This is a genomic window from Chryseobacterium sp. YIM B08800, from assembly GCF_026163565.1.
Classification (GTDB): Bacteria; Bacteroidota; Bacteroidia; order Flavobacteriales; family Weeksellaceae; genus Chryseobacterium.
On the sequence record NZ_JAPDKN010000018.1, the window covers coordinates 1 to 21,340 of the forward strand.

General features: G+C 34.0%; 23 protein-coding genes. 14 read left to right on the top strand and 9 right to left on the bottom strand.

Going from position 1 to position 21,340, the window contains the following annotated elements:
* Positions 1–321 precede the first annotated feature (321 nt).
* Positions 322–1,608, bottom strand: coding sequence for an adenylosuccinate synthase (locus OEW74_RS08475; RefSeq protein ID WP_265428054.1), 1,287 nt, complete (start codon positions 1,606–1,608; stop codon positions 322–324).
* Between the two features lie 164 nt (positions 1,609–1,772).
* On the opposite strand from OEW74_RS08475, the gene OEW74_RS08480 reads away from it, so the two are divergent.
* From OEW74_RS08480 to OEW74_RS08490, 3 genes are read left to right on the top strand one after another with little or no spacing between them, the layout of a single operon-like run.
* On the top strand, positions 1,773–2,630 hold the full coding sequence (locus tag OEW74_RS08480) for a hypothetical protein (RefSeq protein WP_265428055.1): 858 nt from the start codon (positions 1,773–1,775) through the stop codon (positions 2,628–2,630).
* 52 nt (positions 2,631–2,682) lie between these two features.
* The gene (locus OEW74_RS08485; RefSeq protein WP_265428056.1) at positions 2,683–2,931 is read left to right on the top strand and encodes a type II toxin-antitoxin system ParD family antitoxin; all 249 of its coding nucleotides are present in this window, start codon (positions 2,683–2,685) and stop codon (positions 2,929–2,931) included.
* Positions 2,931–3,230 carry a type II toxin-antitoxin system RelE/ParE family toxin gene (locus OEW74_RS08490; RefSeq protein ID WP_265428057.1) on the top strand — a complete coding sequence of 100 codons (300 nt, stop codon included), beginning with the start codon at positions 2,931–2,933 and terminating at the stop codon, positions 3,228–3,230. The genes OEW74_RS08485 and OEW74_RS08490 overlap by 1 nt, the downstream gene beginning before the upstream one ends.
* A 48-nt stretch (positions 3,231–3,278) precedes the next feature.
* Here the strand turns inward: OEW74_RS08490 and OEW74_RS08495 are convergent, their stop codons facing one another.
* From OEW74_RS08495 to OEW74_RS08505, 3 genes are all read right to left on the bottom strand, one after another.
* Entirely contained in the window at positions 3,279–4,883 is a 1,605-nt protein-coding gene (locus OEW74_RS08495) for an ABC-F family ATP-binding cassette domain-containing protein (RefSeq protein ID WP_265428058.1), read from the bottom strand.
* A gap of 124 nt (positions 4,884–5,007) precedes the next feature.
* Positions 5,008–5,148, bottom strand: coding sequence for a hypothetical protein (locus OEW74_RS08500; protein WP_265428059.1), 141 nt, complete (start codon positions 5,146–5,148; stop codon positions 5,008–5,010).
* A gap of 356 nt (positions 5,149–5,504) precedes the next feature.
* A complete protein-coding gene (locus OEW74_RS08505; RefSeq protein WP_265428060.1) occupies positions 5,505–6,413 on the bottom strand; it encodes a LysR family transcriptional regulator in 909 nt (302 codons plus the stop codon).
* 245 nt (positions 6,414–6,658) lie between these two features.
* Between OEW74_RS08505 and OEW74_RS08510 the strand changes: the two genes are divergently transcribed.
* The 4 genes from OEW74_RS08510 to OEW74_RS08525 all read left to right on the top strand — a co-directional run bounded on the left by OEW74_RS08510 (position 6,659) and on the right by OEW74_RS08525 (position 9,441).
* Positions 6,659–7,273: an NAD(P)H-dependent oxidoreductase gene (locus OEW74_RS08510; RefSeq protein WP_265428061.1), complete on the top strand. Its 615-nt coding sequence runs from the start codon at positions 6,659–6,661 to the stop codon at positions 7,271–7,273.
* On the top strand, positions 7,273–7,560 hold the full coding sequence (locus OEW74_RS08515; protein ID WP_265428062.1) for a putative quinol monooxygenase: 288 nt from the start codon (positions 7,273–7,275) through the stop codon (positions 7,558–7,560). The genes OEW74_RS08510 and OEW74_RS08515 overlap by 1 nt, the downstream gene beginning before the upstream one ends.
* A 2-nt stretch (positions 7,561–7,562) precedes the next feature.
* Positions 7,563–8,312: a type 1 glutamine amidotransferase domain-containing protein gene (locus OEW74_RS08520; RefSeq protein ID WP_265428063.1), complete on the top strand. Its 750-nt coding sequence runs from the start codon at positions 7,563–7,565 to the stop codon at positions 8,310–8,312.
* Between the two features lie 145 nt (positions 8,313–8,457).
* Entirely contained in the window at positions 8,458–9,441 is a 984-nt protein-coding gene (locus OEW74_RS08525) for an aldo/keto reductase (RefSeq protein ID WP_265428064.1), read from the top strand.
* Positions 9,442–9,590: 149 nt separating this feature from the next.
* Here OEW74_RS08525 and OEW74_RS08530 read toward each other — a convergent pair whose 3' ends face one another.
* The 3 genes from OEW74_RS08530 to OEW74_RS08540 all read right to left on the bottom strand — a co-directional run bounded on the left by OEW74_RS08530 (position 9,591) and on the right by OEW74_RS08540 (position 11,107).
* A complete protein-coding gene (locus OEW74_RS08530) occupies positions 9,591–10,034 on the bottom strand; it encodes a carboxymuconolactone decarboxylase family protein (RefSeq protein ID WP_175621449.1) in 444 nt (147 codons plus the stop codon).
* Between the two features lie 5 nt (positions 10,035–10,039).
* Positions 10,040–10,471, bottom strand: a complete 432-nt coding sequence (locus OEW74_RS08535; protein ID WP_265428065.1) for a DoxX family protein — start codon at positions 10,469–10,471, stop codon at positions 10,040–10,042.
* 63 nt (positions 10,472–10,534) lie between these two features.
* Positions 10,535–11,107: a Crp/Fnr family transcriptional regulator gene (locus OEW74_RS08540; RefSeq protein ID WP_265428066.1), complete on the bottom strand. Its 573-nt coding sequence runs from the start codon at positions 11,105–11,107 to the stop codon at positions 10,535–10,537.
* A gap of 64 nt (positions 11,108–11,171) precedes the next feature.
* Here OEW74_RS08540 and OEW74_RS08545 point away from each other — a divergent pair, with 64 nt between their 5' ends.
* The gene (locus tag OEW74_RS08545) at positions 11,172–11,537 is read left to right on the top strand and encodes a DUF1304 domain-containing protein (RefSeq protein ID WP_265428067.1); all 366 of its coding nucleotides are present in this window, start codon (positions 11,172–11,174) and stop codon (positions 11,535–11,537) included.
* A 94-nt stretch (positions 11,538–11,631) separates the two neighbouring features.
* Here OEW74_RS08545 and OEW74_RS08550 read toward each other — a convergent pair whose 3' ends face one another.
* Positions 11,632–12,039 carry a thiol:disulfide interchange protein gene (locus tag OEW74_RS08550; protein ID WP_265428068.1) on the bottom strand — a complete coding sequence of 136 codons (408 nt, stop codon included), beginning with the start codon at positions 12,037–12,039 and terminating at the stop codon, positions 11,632–11,634.
* A 266-nt stretch (positions 12,040–12,305) separates the two neighbouring features.
* Positions 12,306–14,378 carry a TonB-dependent receptor plug domain-containing protein gene (locus OEW74_RS08555; RefSeq protein ID WP_265428069.1) on the bottom strand — a complete coding sequence of 691 codons (2,073 nt, stop codon included), beginning with the start codon at positions 14,376–14,378 and terminating at the stop codon, positions 12,306–12,308.
* A gap of 124 nt (positions 14,379–14,502) precedes the next feature.
* On the opposite strand from OEW74_RS08555, the gene OEW74_RS08560 reads away from it, so the two are divergent.
* From OEW74_RS08560 to fahA, 6 genes are all read left to right on the top strand, one after another.
* Positions 14,503–15,690 (top strand): homogentisate 1,2-dioxygenase, encoded by a 1,188-nt coding sequence (locus OEW74_RS08560; RefSeq protein WP_265428070.1) that lies wholly within the window; start codon positions 14,503–14,505, stop codon positions 15,688–15,690.
* Positions 15,691–15,895: 205 nt separating this feature from the next.
* Positions 15,896–17,170 (top strand): acetyl-CoA hydrolase/transferase family protein, encoded by a 1,275-nt coding sequence (locus OEW74_RS08565; protein WP_265428071.1) that lies wholly within the window; start codon positions 15,896–15,898, stop codon positions 17,168–17,170.
* 117 nt (positions 17,171–17,287) lie between these two features.
* Positions 17,288–18,064, top strand: coding sequence for a hypothetical protein (locus tag OEW74_RS08570; RefSeq protein WP_265428072.1), 777 nt, complete (start codon positions 17,288–17,290; stop codon positions 18,062–18,064).
* A gap of 237 nt (positions 18,065–18,301) precedes the next feature.
* On the top strand, positions 18,302–19,432 hold the full coding sequence (gene hppD, locus OEW74_RS08575) for a 4-hydroxyphenylpyruvate dioxygenase (protein ID WP_265428073.1): 1,131 nt from the start codon (positions 18,302–18,304) through the stop codon (positions 19,430–19,432).
* Positions 19,433–19,503: 71 nt separating this feature from the next.
* Entirely contained in the window at positions 19,504–19,983 is a 480-nt protein-coding gene (locus OEW74_RS08580) for a hypothetical protein (protein WP_265428074.1), read from the top strand.
* Positions 19,984–20,028: 45 nt separating this feature from the next.
* A complete protein-coding gene (gene fahA / locus OEW74_RS08585) occupies positions 20,029–21,276 on the top strand; it encodes a fumarylacetoacetase (protein ID WP_265428075.1) in 1,248 nt (415 codons plus the stop codon).
* Positions 21,277–21,340: the final 64 nt, after the last annotated feature.

Consider the following 21,340-nt stretch of genomic DNA (forward strand, 5'->3'; position numbering starts at 1 on the left):
TTTAACTAATTTATAAATCTGTCTTTCTTAATACAAACTTACCATGGGAACGACATCCTTTTTTGTTTTTTGGCAAAGGGAATAAGGTTTGGGAAAACAAAAAAGATATAGTGGACAGCGGGAAATAGCTCCTTAAATTGAGTTGGAGGGTTTGAGAGTGAGTGAGTTTGAGTATATAGAAATTGTGGCTTTTGCTTCGCTTTGAATGATAGGCATTATTTATGAGCGTTTGAGATTGCTTCGGCGCTTCGCTTCTCGCAATGACATGAAAAAAGAGACCGCCAAAATTGACAGTCTCTTCTAATTATTTGAAAATATTCCTTAGAATAATTCTTTTCTGATGATGTTCTGACTTCTTTCAGGGCCTACAGAAACCAAATACACATTGATCCCTAAATATTTTTCGATAAACTCGATGTATTCCTGAGCGGTTTGTGGAAGTTCGTCATAGCTTCTAGCTTTTGTGATATCTTCGTTCCAACCTGGAAGATCTTGGTAAATTGGTTCGTAATTGTATAATTTCTCTGTTGAAGAAGTGAAATAATCGATGATCTTTCCGTCTTCAGTTTTGTAATGCGTAACGATTTTAAGGTTTTCAATCCCTGTAAGAACGTCTAATTTCGTAATTACCAAGTTATTGATCCCGTTAATCATACAAGCGTGCTTCAAAGAAACAAGGTCTAACCAACCTGTTCTTCTTGGTCTACCTGTAGTTGCTCCGAACTCACCTCCGATTTGTCTGATCTTCTCACCCAATTCGTTGTCTAATTCAGATGGGAAAGGTCCGTTTCCAACTCTTGTACAGTATGCTTTTGCAACACCGATTAAGTTTTGAAGTGACGTTGGCGGAACTCCTGCTCCTGAACAAACTCCTCCTGTAGATGGAGAAGATGAAGTAACGTAAGGATAGGTTCCAAAATCGATATCCAACATCAAAGCTTGTGCTCCTTCAAACAATACATTTTTACCGTCTCTGATTGCTTCGTTCAATTCTAATTCAGTATCAATGATTCTGTCTTGAAGCTGTTTTCCGATTTCTAAATATTCGTTGTAGATTTCTTCAACGTCTAAAGTCGGTTTTCCGTAATATTTTTCAAAAAGAGAATTTTTAATTTTTAAGTTTTTCTCGATTTTGTCTCTTAAGATTTCAGGATTCAAAAGGTCGATCATTCTAATCCCAACTCTTGCGATTTTATCTTCATAGCAAGGTCCGATTCCTTTTTTAGTAGTCCCGATTTGCGTTCCTCCGTGCTCTTCCTCACGGTAAGTATCCAAAAGAATGTGGTAAGGCATGATAACATGCGCTCTTCTGCTGATGAAAATGTGATCAGTTCTCATGTTTTTGCTTTCGATCTGATTCACCTCCTTAATGAAAGATTTAGGATTTACCACTACACCATTGGCAATGATACACTTCCCTTTGCACTGAAGAACTCCCGATGGAAGAAGGTGCAAAACAAACTTTTCATCGCCTACATAAACCGTGTGACCAGCGTTGTCGCCCCCTTGGAAACGCACCACATAGTCTGATTTTGCCGATAAAACATCCGTTATTTTTCCTTTACCTTCATCTCCATATTGAAGACCTACAACTACGTAAGTTGACATATTTTACTTTTATTTTAGATTCATGCAAAATTACTTTTAAAAAATTGGGTGGGCAAATTTATTTTTAAACAGCATTCAAATAGCAAAGAAACAATATATTTTAATGGATAATAGACATTTATTATATTTGAAAAACATTGAAGCTAAAATCAACACCATAATAAATGAAAGAAAAATTTAAACTTATAATATTTCCCTATATTATCACTTCACTAAGCTATTTTTTGATTTGTTCTTTGATTTATTGGATACAAAATAAATACCTAGAAATTGATGATAAATATTTTGGTTTTTGGTTTCCAACAATATGCTCTGGAATAATTACTTGGTTCTATTTAAGAAAAAAAATCAAACGGCTTATCATTAGTGAAAATCACCAATCATTTATTTTATTCCTTTCATGGATATTGTTAACAGCATCAGTGGTTACTTTTTCATTTTATCTTAATCGGGAAAACGGAAAAATAACTTATCTTAACCATCCTGACGAAATTTTCACTCAACCAATTACAATGTATTATTCGATCCAAAGTACTAAAATTGAAAAAAAGCTCAGTGGTTTTTCTGTTTCTCGTTCATACGTAAATAGAGGTAATGAAATCGCCGTATCATGTTATTATATTTCTCCTCTTATTAATGAAAATAAAGACTTTGACCAGTCAAACAAATTATGGATTGGATTATTAATTAGAGAAAATTTCAGTAACAGAATTTTGGATGATAAACAAAAACAAGAAAAACTAATTAAAAATTTTATCGACTCTTCTTATATTAATTTTTCCAAGCATAAGTTTCAGACTCGATATCTAAAAAAAATACCTATTGGTGAAGATGAAGATTATAAAAGAGGTATAGAAAATTTGGGATTTAGCACTCAAAATAGTATTATTCTTCGTGAAGAAACTGGTAATTATAAAGAAAGAACCGGTTCAAGCTTTACTTGGGCAATAGCTTTACTTTTAATATCTAATCTCACATGGTTTCTTTTGACAATTTTTGGAAACCTAAAAAAACTTCCATAGATTAAAAGCAATAAATACCAAAAATTGGTATCTTTGATTTAAATTTAAAACAATGGCAAAAAACACATCCATATTATTAGGTGATTATTTCGATAACTTTATTAGTCAACAGATTAAGTCTGGGAAATTTTCCTCTGCAAGCGAAGTTGTGAGAACAGCTTTGAGAATGTTTGAGCATGAAGAATCTAAGAAAACAGAATTAATTAATGAATTAAAAAAAGGTGAGAAATCAGGATTTGTTGAGAATTTTGACCGTAAAGAATTTCTGAAAAACATTCATAAAAAACATTCTGCTGAGTAATGAAATACAAAATCAGTAAAGAAGCTCTAAATGATTTAGAAAAAATTTGGTTGTACACTTCTGAAATTTGGTCAAAAGAACAGGCAGATTATTATTTTGATTTAATAATAAACGAAATTGAACATTTATCAGGAAATCCCAAATCAGGAAAAGATTATAATGAAATCAGGAAAGGATATTTTCGTTTTAGAGTAAAATTGCATTTTATCTTTTATAAAATTAATATGAATACTGAAGAGATTGAAATCATCAGAATTCTTCATCAGCAAATGGATATTTTATCTAGATTGGACGAATAAAACACAAATCAAACCTAACAGGTTTTAAAAACCTGTTAGGTTTAGAATTTACAAAGAAATATTTTTACTCAAAACAATTTCATTCCTCACCCCAATCTCCTCCAAAAACACCCCATCATGCGAAATCACCAGCAAAGTTCCATGATAATCCTTAATAGAATTCGTGAGAATTTCCACATTTTGAAGGTCTAAATTATTCGTCGGTTCATCGAGAATAATCATATCGGGAGCTTTATTGCTGATTGAAAGTCCGCACAGAAGAAGCCGTAAGCGTTCTCCGCCACTCAGAATATCGCATTTTTTGTCCCAGGTTTCCTTTCCGAATAAAAATCTTGACAATAAAGTTTTCACTTCAGATTCTTGCAACGCATTATCGTTAAACTGTTGGGAAAAATCATAAACCGTCGCATTTTTATCAATCAAAGAATACTCCTGATCAATATAAATCGTCTGAAAATCGGATCTCGAAATAGTTCCGACAGAAGGTTTTAAATCTCCTAACAATAATTTTATCAAACTCGTTTTTCCTGAGCCATTCGAACCTTTAATTGAAATTCGGTCTCCACTTCTAATTTCAAGATTGAGATTTTCATTCCAAAGATTTTCTTGGTCATACTTAAAATTAATTGCTTCCACCGAAATCAAAATTTTTCCCGAATGCAGATTCGAATCATTAAAATTCACTTTCATTTGGTCAGCATTTCTAACCGACGAACGCAAATCCCGCAAATCACCCGAAATATCATTGATTTTCTCGGCATGAACAGACTTCAGTTTTGAAGAATTTTTCTCCGCATTATTTCGCAACGTATTCATCATAATTCTTGCAACACCCGATTTTTCCTGCTTTCCTTTTCCTCGTGCATCGAGTTTTTGCTTGCGTTCCAAAGTTTCGCGTTCTTTTTCTTTCGCTTTTTTCAAAGCACGTTCTTTAGAATGAATGTCATTTTGTAAAGCTTCATTTTCAATTGTTTTTTGTTCGGCATAAAAATCATAATTACCTCCGTATGTTGAAATCCCCTGATTGCTTAATTCAAAAATTGTATCAACTAAATTCAGCAAAGTTCGGTCATGACTCACAATCACAACCGTTGAACTCGTCTTTTCAATAAAATCATACAACAGATTTCGACCTTCCAAATCAAGATGATTCGTAGGTTCATCCAATAAAATAATTTCAGGCTGATTGATTTGAATTCCTGTAAGAAAAACCTTTGTTTTTTGTCCGCCACTCAAACTTTCCAAAGTTTGGTTTAAATTTACATCTTCAAGTTTCCAATATTGTAAGGCATTTTGACAGCGTTCTTCGATGTCCCAATCGTCATTTAAAGTTTCAAAATAAATTTCATCCACTTCGCCATCGGTTATTTTTTGAAGTGCATTGAGTTTTTTATCGATTTTCAAACATTCCGCAATCGTCAAATCATTAAAATTTCCAAACATTTGTGGAACATAGAAAATATCACCCTGAATATTGACATTTCCTGCCAAAGGTTCAATTTCGTTAGCAATAATTTTCAGCAAGGTAGATTTCCCCATGCCGTTACTTCCGACCAAAGCCGATTTTGAATGAGAAGGTATCGTTAAATTGATAGAATTAAAAAGCAGATTCCCCGCAGGAAACCCAAAGGATATATTGTGTAGAAAAAGCATAATTTCTTTCTTTTAGTAAGGTTAAACTGCAATAACATTTTCCGTTATTGTTTATTAAATCTGAAAGAAATTGTATCCTACATTGTATTTATTGGGGTTTTACGAATTGCAAAGATAATGAAATTTATTTTTCAAAGCTTTTCAACATCGAGTTTGTCATTTCGAAAAAGGAGAAATCTATTTTCAAACCTATAAAATTCCCGCTTTCATCTTCCGTACTTTTCAGGAGCTTTTCCAGCTTTTCGTTACAATCTTTTTTTTTCAAAAAAAGGATTTTCACTGCAATCTGGGCTAGATTTTCGGTCTTTCTTTTCAAATTCTGTCATAAATACAAAGTGTGTCATTCCTTAAGAATCTCTATACGAATCTTTAACCTAAAAAATTTAGATTAGATTCTTTAAAGATTATAGTGTGAAAAATCTTGAAGTTAAAGAACCACCCCGTCAAAAATTTCTTTGAAATTTTTGACACCTCTCCAAAGGAGGGGAATTATTATCGTCATTGCGAGAAGTTGCAGTGAGCTTTTATCAAACTTGTTGAAATAAAACAATCTCAAACAAACTTTTTTAGTGCAAAAAACTAATTCTTTATTTCTTTACAATAAAAAAAAATCACTAAAAATTAAACCTCAACATTAGTCATCACCTGTCTGAAAAGTCCTTTGATATGGTCGATTTCAGATTGATACATCGTCTTTTTTCTGCAGCCAAAGTAAAGAGTGTTTTCCAATTTTTTATCGCCTTCCCAAATCAGTTGTATTTCACCACTTTCAATTTCATTTTTACATAAAAAATCAGGAACGACAGCCAATCCAGTTCCGCCTTTCAGACAACGGATAATCGAATTTAAGTTCGGAACAATATAATTGGGTCTGAAATTAGGTTTATGCCCGAAATTCATTAGCCAAAACTGAAAAAGATGTTCCATATCGCCGGTTGTACCGTACCATTTTTCGTTTTTTAACCAATCTTCAATTTTTTGAAAATCTTTGGTTTTTAAAACTTCACCAAAACTTTCTGTATCAATATCTTTTCCGCCTACCAAAATAATTTGTTCCGAAGAAAATGCTTCGTGCAGAATATTGGGCGATGTTCCTTTTTTGGGAGTGATAATTAAATCTAAAATTCCTTTATCCAGCTGGTCCAACATCTCCGGATACTCACCAAAACTGATAATTAAATTAAAATCCAGCGTCGAAACATATTGTTCTAAAGTGGTTTGAAAGGTCTCAAAACACATTCCGACACTGATGGTTGGTGTATGTTTTTCGGTAGACTTTTGGAAATTCTTTTCAACTTCTTCAAGTTTTGTCAAAGGTTCTGAAATTGCATTAAACAAAACCTTTCCTCTTTCAGTCGGAATCATTTTTCTTCCGGTTCTGTCAAATAATTTGTATCCAACATAAGCTTCAAGCGAACCCAAATGCAAACTTACTCCGGGTTGAGAAATAAATAAAGAATCTGCAGCTCCGGTTAACGTTCCGGTTTTATAAATCGCTTTAAAAGTGCGGTACCATTCGAGATTTACCATAATTTTATTTTTTCAATTGTGAAAAGTTAATTGTGAAAAGTCAATTCGCTTCGCTTGTGAACCTTACCCATCCATCATTCCTAACTTCTAACTTCTAACTTCTAACTTCTAACTTCTAACTTCTAACTTCTAACTTCTAACTTCTAACCCATCAGAATTATAATACAAAGGTATAAATTATATTATTTTAATTATATAAAATCCCGATATAACTTTGCAGAGTAAAATTTAAACAATCATACAAAATGAAAAAAGTATTAATCATCAACGGTGGACAAAACTTCGGACATTCAGGAGGAAAATATAATCAGACTATTGCAGAAAACACATTGGAAGTTTTAAAAAAATTCGAAAATGTAGAAGTGCAAATCAGCAATGTAAGCGACAATTACAATAAAAACGAAGAAGTAGAAAAATTTGTCTGGGCAGATTATATCATTTATCACACTCCGATTTGGTGGTTTCAGTTGCCGAATGGTTTGAAAAAATACATCGATGAAGTTTTCACAGCCGGGCATGCAAAAGGAATTTACATGAGTGACGGCAGAACTTCTGAAAACCCAAAAATCAACTACGGAACCGGAGGAATGTTGGGCGGAAGAAAATATATGGTAACCACAAGCTGGAATGCGCCGGAAACAGCCTTCACGCTTCCCGGAGAATTTTTCAACGAAACAAGTGTAGACAATGGACCATTATTTGGTTTTCACAGAATGAATGCCTTTGTTTCTTTAGAAAAAATGGAAAGTTTCCACTTCCACGATGTAGAGAAAAATGCAAATATCGAGCGCGATATGAAATTATACAGAGAACATCTTACAAACGTTTTTGAAAAAGAATTAAAACCACAATTAGTGTAATGAAAATCTATCTTACCGCAATAATAAAAGCAAAAGAAGAGCACAGAACAGAAGTTTTGGAAGTTCTTCAAAATATGGTAACAGAAACTCTGAAAGAAGAAGCCAACGAATTGTACACCCTTCATCAAGGAATTGAAGATAAAAATCATTTTGTTTTCTACGAAATTTGGAAAAGTGAAGAAGGATTGAAACAGCATAATGAGCAACCTTACATTAAAGCTTTTGGAGGTTTGGTTGATGAAAAACTGCAGGAAAAACCTCAGATTTATTTAACTGAAATTGTTTAAATATGAAAAAATTAGCATTACTAATTCTTGCATTATTTACAGTAGGATTCGTACAATCACAAACCAAAAAATCTAAAAATATGGAAAAGAAAATTCTATTTGTCGTGACCAGTCATGACAAAAAAGGTGCCACAGGCGAAGAAACCGGATATTATCTTGGTGAAGTTTCGCATCCTTGGGTAGTTCTTCACAAAGCCGGTTACGAAATTGATTTTGTAAGTCCGAAAGGCGGAACTCCGCCTGTTGACGGATTTGATTTAAAAGATCCTGTCAACAAAGAGTTTTGGGAAAGTAAAGACAAAAGTAAAATCGATCAATCTTTACAGCCTTCGCAAATAAATCCAAATGATTATTCCACCATTTTTTATGCAGGAGGTCACGGCGCAATGTGGGATTTTGCGGACAATACAGAATTATCAAAAATTGCTTCAAAAATTTATGAAAACGGAGGAATTGTAGCTGCAGTTTGTCACGGTCCAGCTGGTTTGGTGAATATTAAACTGGATAACGGAAAGTATTTGGTTGATGGCAAAAAAATCAACGCTTTTACCAATGAAGAGGAAGCTGAAGTAAAATTAACAAACGTAGTTCCTTTCCTTTTGGAAGATAAACTGAAAGAAAGAGGTGCGAAATTTGAAAAATCTGGACTTTGGGAAAATCATGTTGTGACAGACCAAAGAGTAATTACAGGACAAAACCCTCAGTCTGCAAAAAGTGTGGGTGACGCTATTTTAAAGGAATTAAATAAATAATACATAATTATTTGACCGTCCTTTTGTCATTCCGTAGGAATCTAAACTCTTAAGATCAAATTGATTCTGCTGAGATTCCTACGGAATGACAAACGAAATGGAAAATTTTTGTGGTTAAATCAACTTAAAAAATTAAGACAAGAAAATGCAATATAGAAAATTAGGAAACACAGATCTAGAACTTTCAGTGATCACTCACGGAGCGTTTGCCATCGGTGGAAATATGTGGGGTGGAAATGAAAAACAAGATTCCATCAAATCAATTCATGCTTCTCTAGATCATGGTGTGACTTCCATTGACACCGCACCTTTTTATGGTTTCGGATTGAGTGAGGAAATGATAGGTGAAGCTATCAAAGGAAAAGACCGTTCGAAAATTCAGTTGTTAACAAAATTCGGATTGGTTTGGGACGGAAGTAATAATGGAAAAGGTGAATTTTTCTTTGATGCAAATGATGATGGCAAAATAATTCCTGTATATAAATTTGCTTCAAAAGAAAACATTATCAAAGAAGTTGAGGAAAGCTTAAAAAGATTGGGAACAGATTACATCGACCTTTTACAATTGCATTGGCCAGATTCTACAACTCCAATTAATGAAACGATGGAAGCAATGGAATTGCTTATTCAACAAGGAAAAATTCGCACTGCAGGTGTTAGCAATTATTCTGTTGAGCAAATGGAAGAAGCCAATAAAACATTAAAATTAGCAAGCAATCAGGTTTCTTACAGCATGCTGAATCGGGCAATTGAAAATGATTTAGTTCCCTATTCTTTAGAAAATAATTCGGGAATAATCGTTTACAGTCCAATGGAAAGAGGTCTTTTAACCGGAAAATATTTCAAAGAAGATCAATTAAAAGAAAGCGATCACAGAAACGGATATTTCTCACAGTTCGATTTAGATAACGTAAAAAAATTCTTAGAAAAAATAGAACCTATCGCACAAGACAAAGGAGCTACTCTTTCTCAATTAGTTTTGCGTTGGACAACTTTACAACCCGCAATTTCAGTAGTTTTAGCAGGAGCAAGAAACGCTCAACAGGCCATTGAAAATGCAAAAGGAATGTCATTCGATCTATCTCAGGAGGAATTGAATTTTATTAATTCTGAGCTATCTCAACTTTAATCAACATAACATTTGTCATTGCAAGCAAAATGAAGCAATCTAAAATTCATAAAAGATTACTTGGTTTTTTTCGTTCTTAGTAATAACAAAAAAATCGCTTCTCAATAATTGGGAAGCGATCTTCGTTAATAATTTAATCGATTTAAAATCTACTTTGCAATTGGCAAATGTGTAGAAATTGCAATTCTGTTCCAGGCATTTATGGTAACAATTGCCATGATAATTTGAGCAATTTGACCTTCATCAAACAATTGTTTAGCCTTATAATACGTTTCTTCTGTCAGACCTTTTTGGCTGATCAAAGTAATTTCTTCCGTCATTGCTAAAAGCACCTGTTCCTCTTCCGTATAAAGCTCCAACGCCTCTCTCCATGCATTTAAAAGATAAATTCTTTGTGGTGTTTCGCCGTATTTCATTGCATCTTTTGTATGCATATCCAGACAAAAAGCACATCCGTTGATTTGCGACGCTCTGATCTTGATCAATTCTTTCTGAATATGGTTTAAAGAAATGGTTTGAAGATAACCTTCCAATCCCATCATTGCTTTGTAAGCGGCAGTATCTACCGTTGCCATATTAATTCTTGCACTCATAGTATTTATGATTTTTTAGTTAATGTATCTATTGAAAAATAAAATTCTTTTTGTGTTGCCAATAAAAAAGCCGCTGCGCTTCCTACCCAAACCGAATAATCTAAAGGTGCTTTTATTCCTAAAGCAATGCTCATTGATAAAGCGAAAACAAGCAATAAAATTCCGGCTCCGTAAGCTGCGATTTTTGTTTTGAAACCTAAAATCAGCATCAAAGGAAAAAGTATTTCTAAAAAAGTAGCCGTGTAAGCTGAAAATGTACTTAGAGTTTCGGGAAGAAAAAACGTTAATTGTCGAGTGTACTTTTCAAAGTTTCCCCAGTTTCCCCAAGCTGAGTTGTCACCCCAAAAACCAAATCTGTCTGCCACTGCAGAAAGCATTGTCACCGAAATTGCCAATCTTAAAAATAACTGTGGAAATATAAAATCTTTGCCTGTCATTGCGTTTGTTTTTATGAACAGGACAAAGTTGCGAATTAAGAATCGCAAAAATCTTAAACTGGTTTAAGAACGTAATTTCGCTCTTATTTCACTTAAATATTCCGGTGTAAAACCTAAAAAAGAAGCCAATAAATATTGCGGAATTCTTTGAATAAACCAAGGATACAGAGTACTAAAATGCACATAATATTCTTCCTTTGTCATTTCATAAATGTAGCGGATTCTTTTTTCGGCAGCTGCATAAGCGGTTTGGTAAACCATTCTGAAATAACGTTCCATCACCGGATGTTTTTGAAGCAACAATTCCTGAGAATGGAAATCAATCACTAAAATCATAGAATGTTCAACAGACTGAATATTAAAATCTGTTTTTTCCTGTTTTTCAAAAGCAAAAGTGTCGGAAATCCACCAGTTTTCGATGGCAAATTCTGTGGTTTGTTCCACCCCTTTTTCATTCACGAAAAACTTTCTCAGACAACCTTCAAGAACGAAATATTTGAATTTACAAATATCTCCTTCAAGCATCAGATTTTCTTTCTTTTTCACTTTTAAAACCTCGAAAAAAGAAAATACAGAAGCAAATTCTTCGTCACTGATAGTAATAAATTTATCTAAATGCGCTTTGAAAGTTTCCATTTTTGAAATTGTATAACCAAACTTAACTTTATTTTTTTAGTTTTACAATAACAAACAATAAATCATGGAAATCGTTGCCAAAATCTTAATCGCAGTTGTCGCTCTAGAACACCTTTACATTCTATGGATGGAAATGTTTGCATGGGAAACCAAAGGAAAAGAAGTTTTCAAAGCTGCTTTACCCGCCGAAATGTTTAAACCCACAAAAGGTTTGGCCGCCAATCAAGGTTTATACAATGGTTTTTTAGCCGCAGGATTGATCTGGTCTTTTTTTATAGAAGATGAAAAATGGCAAACCAACATTGCTTTATTTTTCTTGAGTTGTGTCGCTGTTGCTGGAATTTATGGTGCCATTTCAGCAACGAAAAACATATTTTTCGTTCAGGCTTTGCCTGCAATTTTGGGGATTGTTGTGGTTTTGTTAAAATAAATTTTCTACTTCTAAATAACATAATGTTTGTCATTCTGAAAGAATCTAAGCTTAGTAGTATGTTGAGATTTCTGCGGAATGACAAAGTTCGTGTTTAAAGATTTGCAATTTCATTTAATTTTTTCTTCATTTTTTCAGGTTTAAATTGCCCTTCATGATAATACACCAACTCCTGGTTTTCATTTAAAATAATCCACAATGGGTAAACAGGTTGGTTTTTATTTTTAGATAAAGCCAAAGCCAGTTCATGAATTCCGGAATTCCCATTGGGTAAATAATTGAATTCTTTCCCTTGAAAAATAATTTTTTCTTTTGTTTTTTCAGCTTCAAAATTGATGAGATAAAAATCCTCATTGATCATTTCAACCAATTCTTTATCTTTATTTAATTGAAAAGATTCAATCTTGCAGATGGCGCACCGATCGGTATAAATATGAATTATCGTAGGTTTTGCTTCTTTTTGTTGCTGAATTTCCCAATCCGAAAAAGTGCCGGTTTTCATCTGTGAAAGACAAAAAATCGGCACCAACATTAAAAATAAAAATATTAAACTTTTCACTTTATCAAATTGCTAATTATTAATATTTAATTTATTTTAACGCAAAGATTAATCAATCGATACAATTTTTAAAGAAGCAAAGATTGCGACAAGTCGCTGATAAAGCTTGAAAAACATTCGCTTAAATCAATTTATTGATTATACTTTGCACCTTAAATATTTATATCTAAAAAATAAATCTTTGCGTTAAAAACATATACAAATCAATCTTACTTTAAAATATATTTCACGCCTAAAAAACCTCTTATTTTCTGCATTGGCGCATATCCGTAAGTTGTATCAAAAGTATAACGATTCGGATTAGAGATTGGGTCATCAACATTTTTATCAAATGGGTCAAACGGTCGCATCAAAGGATTTTTTGGGGTGAAATTGAACAGATTTTTTATTCCGCAATACACTTCAAATCCGGATTTGAAACTTTTCGAAACCTGAATATTCGCAAGATTATAAAACGGAGAATATTCCGGTCGGTAATCATTCGGTAAAACCGGCAATCGCATCGGTCCGTAAAATTGCCCTGTAAAATCAATCGTCAAATTACTTTTGAATTTATAAGTCAAGCTATAAGTTCCACTCCATTTCGGGGCATGAAGTTGTTGGGATTTTTCAGTTTCGCCATCAAATTTTTGGTAAACATCCAAATAGGTGACACCAAGATTTATACTTAACGGAAAATTAAAACTATAATCAACGTTCATTGAAGCACCTCTTGAAATTCCGTAACCATTAAGGTTATCATAAATAATTTTCTCAGGATCCGTATCAAAATCGCCGACAATTTTATTGCTGAAATAAGTATAAAACGCTGAAGCATCCAAATTGATCAGCTTGTCACCCACAGGAATTTTCCAGACATAATTCAGGTTTACGTTAACTGACTTTTCCGGTTTTAAATCAGACTGAATGACAACATCTCGAGAGCCCGTCAAAGCAGCATGGTCTTCCGTAAATAAATTCACAACTCTGAAACCTGTTCCAAAATTGAAGCGCAAAGTATGATAAGGATTGGGCGAAAATTTCCAAGCAAAACGCGGTGAATGTACAGCGTGATGTATTTTATCATAATCAAATCGGTAACCCAACAACAAAGTATTTTTATCATTAATCTCCCACTGATCCTGAATAAAAGCTCCTAAAATTGGTGATTTCATCGGCTCGTTTGTCAATCCATCGCTGGATAAAGTTCCAGGCGTGTTGTCATCATAAAAAGTTCTTTTGAAAGTTACTCCTAAAATCAAATCATGATTTCCCAGTTTTTTATCCCAATACGTTTGTGCAAAAGCAACTTTTTGAGTCGCCTCAAAAGGATTGGTTCCGTAAAAAGAATTCTGGTCATGAAAATTGTAAGAAAACTGCGTCACAATATTTTCTTTCATTGGCCATTGATAGGCTCCAAAAGCTTCTACCCGGTTGGTATAAATGCTTTCGCCGTAAACCTCATCACTTCCACGATACGACTTATTCCACTGCATTTCTCCTCCAAAACGGTCTTCATACAAATACCTTAACGCAAAACTCGCATGTCGATTTTCTTTTCTTTTGAAATTCCATTTATTGAAAATTGAAATTCTATTTTGTAACGCTGCATCGGTGAAATTGTCTTTATTTTGGTCGAATCTTTTGGTCGAATTAAAATAATTTAAACTTAAAAGTGAAGCTATTTTTTCAGACATATTAAATTTCGTAGACAAATCGACATTATTTTCAGCCCAGCCTGTTGTCATTAAATCAACACTTAATTTCGGAGCTGTCAAAGCATTTTTAGTAATAATATTGATGACTCCACCCATTGCTTCAGAGCCATAAAGTGACGAAGCCGGACCTTTTACCACTTCAATTCTGTCAATCAAACTATTCGGAATTCCGCTCAAACCGTAGACTGTAGAAAGTGAACTCACAATCGGCATTCCGTCAATCAAAATCATGGTATAAGGTCCTTCCAAACCGTTGATGTGAATATCTCCCGTATTACAAACTGAACAATTCAACTGAGGTTTTACACCATTTACCATTGCAATCGCTTCAAAAACATTAGGCGTCGGATTTTTCTGGAAAAATTTCTGACTGTAAATTTCCACAGCAACCGGGCTTTTTGACTTGCTAATTGGCTTTATGGTTCCGGTAATGACAACATCATCGATATCTTTTGTTTTAATTTCTTTCTTCTCAGAAATTTTAACAGCATCGGCTTTTTGAGTTTTATTTAAATCTAAACTGTCTGCCTGCTGAGCAAAACAAAATGGCGATAAAAAAACTGCAGAAAACAATATTCGCTTCATGAAATAAAATTGTTAGACAAAACTAACATTTATTTTTAGATCAACAAAACTTAAATAAAATTTGTTTTTAAATTTCAATTCATTAAAAAATATTAAATTTGAAATTCTAGATATAAAAGTAAAAATGAGATACCATCAGTCGGGAAATATCCCTCAAAAAAGGCATACAATTTTCAAATCTCCTGAAGATAAATTCTATTATGAGCAGCTTTTCGGAACGGAAGGTTTTCATGGAATTTCTTCTTTGCTGTATCACGTTCATCGCCCTACTCAAATCAAATCGATTGGCGAACCGAAAGATGTAGCTCCGAAAATTGCTGTAGACAAAAACGTAACTCCAAGAATGTTTAAAGGAATGAATGTAACTCCTGAAGACGATTTTATGGATAGCCGAAAGTTTCTTTTGGTAAACAATGACCTGAAAATGGGATTGGCAAAACCAAGAAAATCAATGGATTATTTCTACAAAAATGCTGAATGTGATGAGCTTTTATACGTTCATAACGGAAGCGGAACTTTGAAAACTTTTGTAGGAAATCTTGAATTTTCGTTTGGCGATTATCTTATTATCCCGAGAGGAACGATTTATCAGGTTGAATTACATTCTGAAGATACTGTTTTCTTTGTGTTGGAAAGTCACTCACCGATTTACACTCCAAAAAGATACAGAAACGAATTTGGGCAACTTTTGGAGCATTCCCCATTCTGCGAAAGAGACATCATCGCTCCTACTTTTGTTGAACCTAAAGACGAAAAAGGAGAGTTTTTAATTAAAGTAAAAAAGGAAAACCAAATTACCGATTTCATTTACGCAACGCATCCATTTGATGTTGTAGGTTGGGACGGTTATTTTTATCCTTATAAATTTAATATCAAAAACTTCGAACCGATTACAGGAAGAGTACACCAACCGCCGCCAGTTCACCAGAATTTTGAGGGACATAATTTTGTGGTTTGTTCGTTCTGTGCAAGAATGTATGATTACCATCCGATGGCAATTCCTGCGCCGTACAATCACTCGAATATCGATTCTGACGAAGTTTTATTTTATACAGAAGGTGATTTCATGAGCCGTAATCATATCGATTTAATGGATTTCACCCTTCATCCGGGAGGTATTGTTCACGGACCTCATCCAGGAGCTATGGAAAGAAGTATCGGTAAAAAATTCACTGAAGAATACGCAGTTATGGTAGACCCTTTCCGTCCTTTGAAAATTACGGAAGAAGCGATGAAAGTAGAAGACCCGTCTTACAAAACTTCTTGGCTGGAAAACGAAGACCATACTTTGGAAGATCGTTCACAGGAATAATACAGTTTTTGGCAATTAGCTTTTAGCTCTAAACTTGTTATAAAAAAAATTGAGGACTGAATTTATACATTCAGTCCTTTATTTTTAACCAGCTTTCACCAAAACATGACAAATATTTTCTCATATTTCTGGCTTATAAAAACAATATGAAGTATCTTTAAAGAATCAAAGAAGATGTAGAATATTATCTATAAAATTTTAGAAAATGTACAATTATATTAGTGCAGAAGAAGCTGTATATACTGTAAAAAGCGGAAACCGTGTGTTTTTTCATGGAAGTGCATGTACTCCGAATCATTTAATTGACGAATTGGCAAGACAGTCGCACCGACTGGATAACATCGAAATGGTTTCTATTACTCAACAGGGAAATGTAGAAATTGCCAAACCTGAATATAAAGACAAGTTTTTCGTCAACTCACTATTTGTTTCAACGCCGGTTCGTGATGCGGTGAATTCAGACAGAGGAGATTTTGTTCCTGTTTTTTTAAGTGAAATCCCAATTCTTTTCAGAAAAAATATTTTACCGCTTGATGTAGCTTTTATTACAGTTTCCCCGCCCGACAAACATGGTTTTTGTACATTAGGAACTTCTGTAGACGTTGCAAGAGCTGCAGTAGATACCGCTCAAACAATCGTTGCTGTAGTAAATCCTTTGATGCCGAGAACGCACGGCGACGGAATGATTCACATCAGCAGAATTCATAAACTGGTTTGGCACGAGGAAGAACTCCCAACTGTTGATTACGGTGCAAAAGTAGGTCCTGACGAAATGTTGGTAGGTAAAAATGTTGCTGAATTGATTGATGATAAATCTACCCTTCAAATGGGAATCGGAACAATTCCCGATGCAGTTTTAAAATGTTTAGGTAATCACAAAGATCTTGGTGTTCATACCGAAATGTTAAGTGACGGCGTGATTGACCTGATTCAAAATGATGTCATTAATAATAAATACAAAGGTTATAATGATAATAAAACCATTACAAGTTTCTGTTTCGGAACAAGAAAATTATACGATTATGTAGATGATAATACGGTATTTTCTTTCGACGATGTAAGTACGGTAAATTTCCCGATTAACATTATGAGAAATAAAAAAATGGTTGCCATCAATTCTGCAATTGAGATTGATCTTACAGGTCAGGTTTGTGCAGATTCTATCGGAACTACGCAGTACAGCGGAATTGGCGGACAAATGGATTTCATGAGGGGAGCTGCATTAAGCGAAGACGGAAAACCTATTATCGCTATTACTTCAAGAACGAAAAGAGGTGTTTCCAGAATTGTACCTTTCTTAAAACAAGGAGCCGGAGTTGTTACAACCAGAGGTCATATCCATTGGGTAGTAACAGAATACGGAACAGCTTATCTGTATGGAAAAAATCTTCGTCAGAGAGCTCAGGAATTAATCAGCATTGCACATCCCGATGACCGAGAAATGCTGGAAAGAGCAGCTTATGAGAGGTTTAAGCATTAAAAAAAATAAAAAATATAGCTTTTAAATTAAAAAAGTTCTTACATTTATGTAAAATAACCATGAAGTTTTTGGCAATCGTTTTGCCAAAAACTTTTGTTATATATAAATAGTACACAAATGAAGACGATCTATAATTCTATAAAAGAAAAAGTTGCAAAGCACCCAAAAATTCAAGATTCAATTTTAGGAACGGTAGTTGAATGGAAAAGGAGCCATTATATTATTCTTTCAGAAATCATTAAAGAAGAATTAGCATCATCTGAAGAACTCAAAAACGATAAACTATTTGAGTTAGGAAATACCATTTCGCACATTACTTTACAGCGTTTTTTTGAAAGCGATTATCAGGATAAAACACATAATGATTTGCGTTTTTTAAAAACACTTGATAAAATATGCATTTTTTTAGGCTTTAAAGATCTTAACTCATACATTCATGATATTAAAGAACATCAAATACTTGAAGAAAAAGTAAACAGCAGTGTCTTTTCAGTGGATATTGTCTATCGGTATTGTGCGGCAGTTTTCGATTTGTATAAAAACTTCCCAACATTGAAATTAGACTTATTCAAAGAGTTGGTATTTGATAATTCTCCATTTCTTGAGAGAGCTTCAGCCTTCAGTAAAGAGCTTTGTGAAAGACAGTTTGAGCTTGTCACTAAAAACAATCGTTCAAATTTTGAAGTATTCGATGTAAACATCATAACAGACGAGCCCGACAAAAAGATTCTTGAAACCCATGAATTCTGGAATCTTCTCTTCAAAGTGGGGGAAACCGGAGAAGAACATTTTGTAAACCAGCTCAACACGCAAATTTATTTTATCCGCAAAATAGATAATGTATGGAAAATATGGGATAATTATAACCCAGATGCAGGAAGATTAAATAAATAAAAATCGAAAGCCGTAAATAATTACGACTTTCTTACTTTGAAATAATTTTATTTTCTACATCTTGTATCTTTAACAAATGTAGAATAAATAATAAAATAACAATAAACTTATCTATACTTAAACAAACTTTAGTTTACGTTAAAAATAAGACAATCGATTACATAACGATTTTGTTTTTAATTATTTACAGGAATTTTGTAATTTGCAAGCCATTAAATAAAAGTAAAAATAGAAAATATGTCAACACTTACATTTGCCGAAAAAATTGCTCAAGCTGAGAATTTTTTACCAATTAATGGTACAGATTACATCGAATTTTATGTAGGAAACGCTAAGCAGGCGGCTCACTACTATAAAACAGCATTTGGCTTTCAGTCTGTTGCTTATGCAGGGCCTGAAACCGGAGTAAGAGATCGTGCATCTTATGTTCTGCAACAGGGAAAAATCAGATTAATTCTTACTACAGGTTTAAAATCTGACTCTCCAATCAATGAACATGTAAAAAAACACGGTGATGGTGTTAAAATTTTGGCACTTTGGGTAGATGATGCTTATTCTGCTTTTGAAGAAACTACTAAAAGAGGAGGAAAACCATATTTAGAGCCTACAACATTAACTGACGAACACGGTGAAGTAAGAATGTCCGGAATTTACACGTACGGAGAAACTGTTCACATGTTTATCGAAAGAAAAAATTATACTGGTCCTTTCATGCCTGGTTACGAAAAATGGGAAAGTGCTTACCAACCGGAAGAAGCTGGCTTATTATATGTTGACCACTGTGTAGGAAACGTAGACTGGGACAGAATGATTCCTACTGTAGAATGGTACGAAAAAGTAATGGGATTTGTAAACATTCTTTCTTTTGACGACAAACAAATCAACACAGAATATTCTGCTTTGATGTCTAAAGTAATGTCAAACGGAAACGGTTACGCAAAATTCCCGATCAACGAGCCTGCAGAAGGTAAAAAGAAATCTCAGGTAGAAGAATATTTAGATTTCTACGAAGGTGAAGGTGTACAGCATATTGCGGTTGCTACAAAAGACATCATCCACACAGTAACTGAGTTGAAAAAACGTGGTGTAGAATTCCTTTCTGCTCCACCGGAAGCTTACTACGACATGGTTCCTGAAAGAGTTGGTCACATTGACGAAGATCTTAAAAAACTTCAGGATTTAGGAATTCTTATTGACCACGACGAAGAAGGTTACTTACTTCAGATCTTCACAAAACCTGTAGAAGACCGTCCTACTCTATTCTTCGAAATCATTGAAAGACACGGTGCACAAAGTTTTGGTGCAGGTAACTTCAAAGCATTGTTCGAAGCATTAGAAAGAGAGCAGGAAAAAAGAGGAAATCTTTAATCTAAAATAATAAATACAGAGTTTTGTCAGGATGCAGATCTTGACAAAACTTTTTTATAAAACACAGTATTATGATCAAATTTTTCAGCGGATTGCTCCTCATTGGAACAAGTTTTTTTGCACACGCACAATACGGAACCTTAGATGCTATTCTCACCAAGCTTGAGGAAAGAAAAGGCATTAATCAAAATTTAAGCGCTGTTAATATTGACGATAAAAAATTTGTTTTGATTAAAGACTTGCCCGATCACACAGAAAGAAATTTCATTGTGATAAAAGGCCAGAAAGCAACGTATGTCGAAATATTTGACGATAAAGCCACTGGCGAAAGCACTTCTAATGTATTTTCCGGAGACATCGTAAGAAGCAGAAAAAATATCATTTCACTGAGAGCCGATTTGCTTGAAAACAAAAAAGTTCCGATTCCCGTTACCAAAACACTGTTATTGACAAGACAGGATAATATTTTATACCTTATCGATGTCAACAACAAAGATAGATGGATTGACGAAGAATCCTTTTCTAAAGCGAAGATTAAAGCTAAAAAGTAAAATCAGTATTGATTTTATTCTAATCTAAATTAAATTACAAAAATTATGAAATCATTTGTAGAATATTCATCAAATTCAGACTTTTCAATCCACAATATACCTTTCGGAGTAACTGTTTTCAATAAAGAATTCATAGGATGTTGTACAAGAATCGGAGATCAGATCATAGATCTTGCAACCTTGTATGATCTTGGTTATTTTGAAGATATTGAAGGTCTTGATGACAATATTTTTGAAGCATACACTTTAAATGAATTTATCGAACTTGGAAAACCTGTAACCAACGCCGTACGTCTTAAAATACAGGAATTATTGCTTGAAGGTTCTATTTTGTCTAAAGATGAAAAAACCATTGAAGAAGCATTTTATGATGTAGATCAGGTGAAAATGATGATGCCTGTTCACATTCCAAATTACACAGATTTTTATAGCAGCATCGAGCATGCAACCAACGTTGGGAAAATGTTCAGAGATCCTGCAAATGCACTACTTCCAAACTGGAAACATTTACCGGTAGGTTACCACGGAAGAGCTTCCTCAATTGTAGTTTCGGGAACAGAAATCAACCGTCCGAAAGGTCAGATGAAACCTGCAGATGCAGACAAACCGGTTTTCGGACCTTGCAAGCAATTGGATTTTGAATTGGAAATGGCATTTATTGTCAATAAAAATACCGAAATGGGAGAAAGCATCTCTACAAAAGATGCCGAAGACGCTATTTTCGGAATGGTTGTTTTCAATGACTGGTCTGCAAGAGATATTCAATCTTGGGAATACGTTCCGTTAGGACCATTTTTGGCGAAAAACTTCGGTTCATCAGTTTCTCCATGGGTTGTAACTTTGGAAGCTTTAGAACCGTTCAAAACTGCTTCTCCTACACAAGATCCTGAAGTTTTGGATTATTTAAAATTTGAAGGCGACAAAAATTACGATATCAATTTAGAAGTTTATTTACAACCTGAAAACGGTGAAGAAAACCTAATTTCTGAAAGCAACTACAAACACATGTACTGGAATATGGCTCAGCAATTGGCTCATCACACGGTAAATGGTTGTAACGTAGAAGTTGGTGATCTATACGCAAGTGGAACTATTTCAGGAAGCGATCCAAAATCTTTCGGCTCTATGCTTGAATTAACATGGAGAGGACAAAACCCAATTCAGCTAAGCAACGGGCAAGAAAGAAAATTCATCGATGATAACGATACCATTACTATGAAAGCTTGGGCTGAAAAAGACGGCGTGAGAGTAGGTTTTGGTGAAGTTGCCGGAAAAATTATTCCTGCTAAATAATTAAATCTCAACCACAAAAGTCACAAAAGTTTTTTTGACATTTAAAGCTTGATAATTTCTTGGT

Coding starts and splice junctions, on each gene's coding strand:
- OEW74_RS08475 (WP_265428054.1), bottom strand. CDS start 1,608: ATGTCAACTTACGTAGTTGTAGGTCTTCAATATGGAGATGAAGGTAAA.
- OEW74_RS08570 (WP_265428072.1), top strand. CDS start 17,288: ATGAAGACGATCTATAATTCTATAAAAGAAAAAGTTGCAAAGCACCCA.
- OEW74_RS08540 (WP_265428066.1), bottom strand. CDS start 11,107: ATGGAAACTTTCAAAGCGCATTTAGATAAATTTATTACTATCAGTGAC.
- OEW74_RS08560 (WP_265428070.1), top strand. CDS start 14,503: ATGAGATACCATCAGTCGGGAAATATCCCTCAAAAAAGGCATACAATT.
- OEW74_RS08505 (WP_265428060.1), bottom strand. CDS start 6,413: ATGGTAAATCTCGAATGGTACCGCACTTTTAAAGCGATTTATAAAACC.
- OEW74_RS08515 (WP_265428062.1), top strand. CDS start 7,273: ATGAAAATCTATCTTACCGCAATAATAAAAGCAAAAGAAGAGCACAGA.
- OEW74_RS08580 (WP_265428074.1), top strand. CDS start 19,504: ATGATCAAATTTTTCAGCGGATTGCTCCTCATTGGAACAAGTTTTTTT.
- OEW74_RS08555 (WP_265428069.1), bottom strand. CDS start 14,378: ATGAAGCGAATATTGTTTTCTGCAGTTTTTTTATCGCCATTTTGTTTT.
- OEW74_RS08490 (WP_265428057.1), top strand. CDS start 2,931: ATGAAATACAAAATCAGTAAAGAAGCTCTAAATGATTTAGAAAAAATT.
- OEW74_RS08530 (WP_175621449.1), bottom strand. CDS start 10,034: ATGAGTGCAAGAATTAATATGGCAACGGTAGATACTGCCGCTTACAAA.
- OEW74_RS08520 (WP_265428063.1), top strand. CDS start 7,563: ATGAAAAAATTAGCATTACTAATTCTTGCATTATTTACAGTAGGATTC.
- OEW74_RS08495 (WP_265428058.1), bottom strand. CDS start 4,883: ATGCTTTTTCTACACAATATATCCTTTGGGTTTCCTGCGGGGAATCTG.
- OEW74_RS08565 (WP_265428071.1), top strand. CDS start 15,896: ATGTACAATTATATTAGTGCAGAAGAAGCTGTATATACTGTAAAAAGC.
- OEW74_RS08545 (WP_265428067.1), top strand. CDS start 11,172: ATGGAAATCGTTGCCAAAATCTTAATCGCAGTTGTCGCTCTAGAACAC.
- OEW74_RS08485 (WP_265428056.1), top strand. CDS start 2,683: ATGGCAAAAAACACATCCATATTATTAGGTGATTATTTCGATAACTTT.
- OEW74_RS08525 (WP_265428064.1), top strand. CDS start 8,458: ATGCAATATAGAAAATTAGGAAACACAGATCTAGAACTTTCAGTGATC.
- fahA (WP_265428075.1), top strand. CDS start 20,029: ATGAAATCATTTGTAGAATATTCATCAAATTCAGACTTTTCAATCCAC.
- OEW74_RS08550 (WP_265428068.1), bottom strand. CDS start 12,039: ATGAAAACCGGCACTTTTTCGGATTGGGAAATTCAGCAACAAAAAGAA.
- OEW74_RS08480 (WP_265428055.1), top strand. CDS start 1,773: ATGAAAGAAAAATTTAAACTTATAATATTTCCCTATATTATCACTTCA.
- OEW74_RS08510 (WP_265428061.1), top strand. CDS start 6,659: ATGAAAAAAGTATTAATCATCAACGGTGGACAAAACTTCGGACATTCA.
- hppD (WP_265428073.1), top strand. CDS start 18,302: ATGTCAACACTTACATTTGCCGAAAAAATTGCTCAAGCTGAGAATTTT.
- OEW74_RS08535 (WP_265428065.1), bottom strand. CDS start 10,471: ATGACAGGCAAAGATTTTATATTTCCACAGTTATTTTTAAGATTGGCA.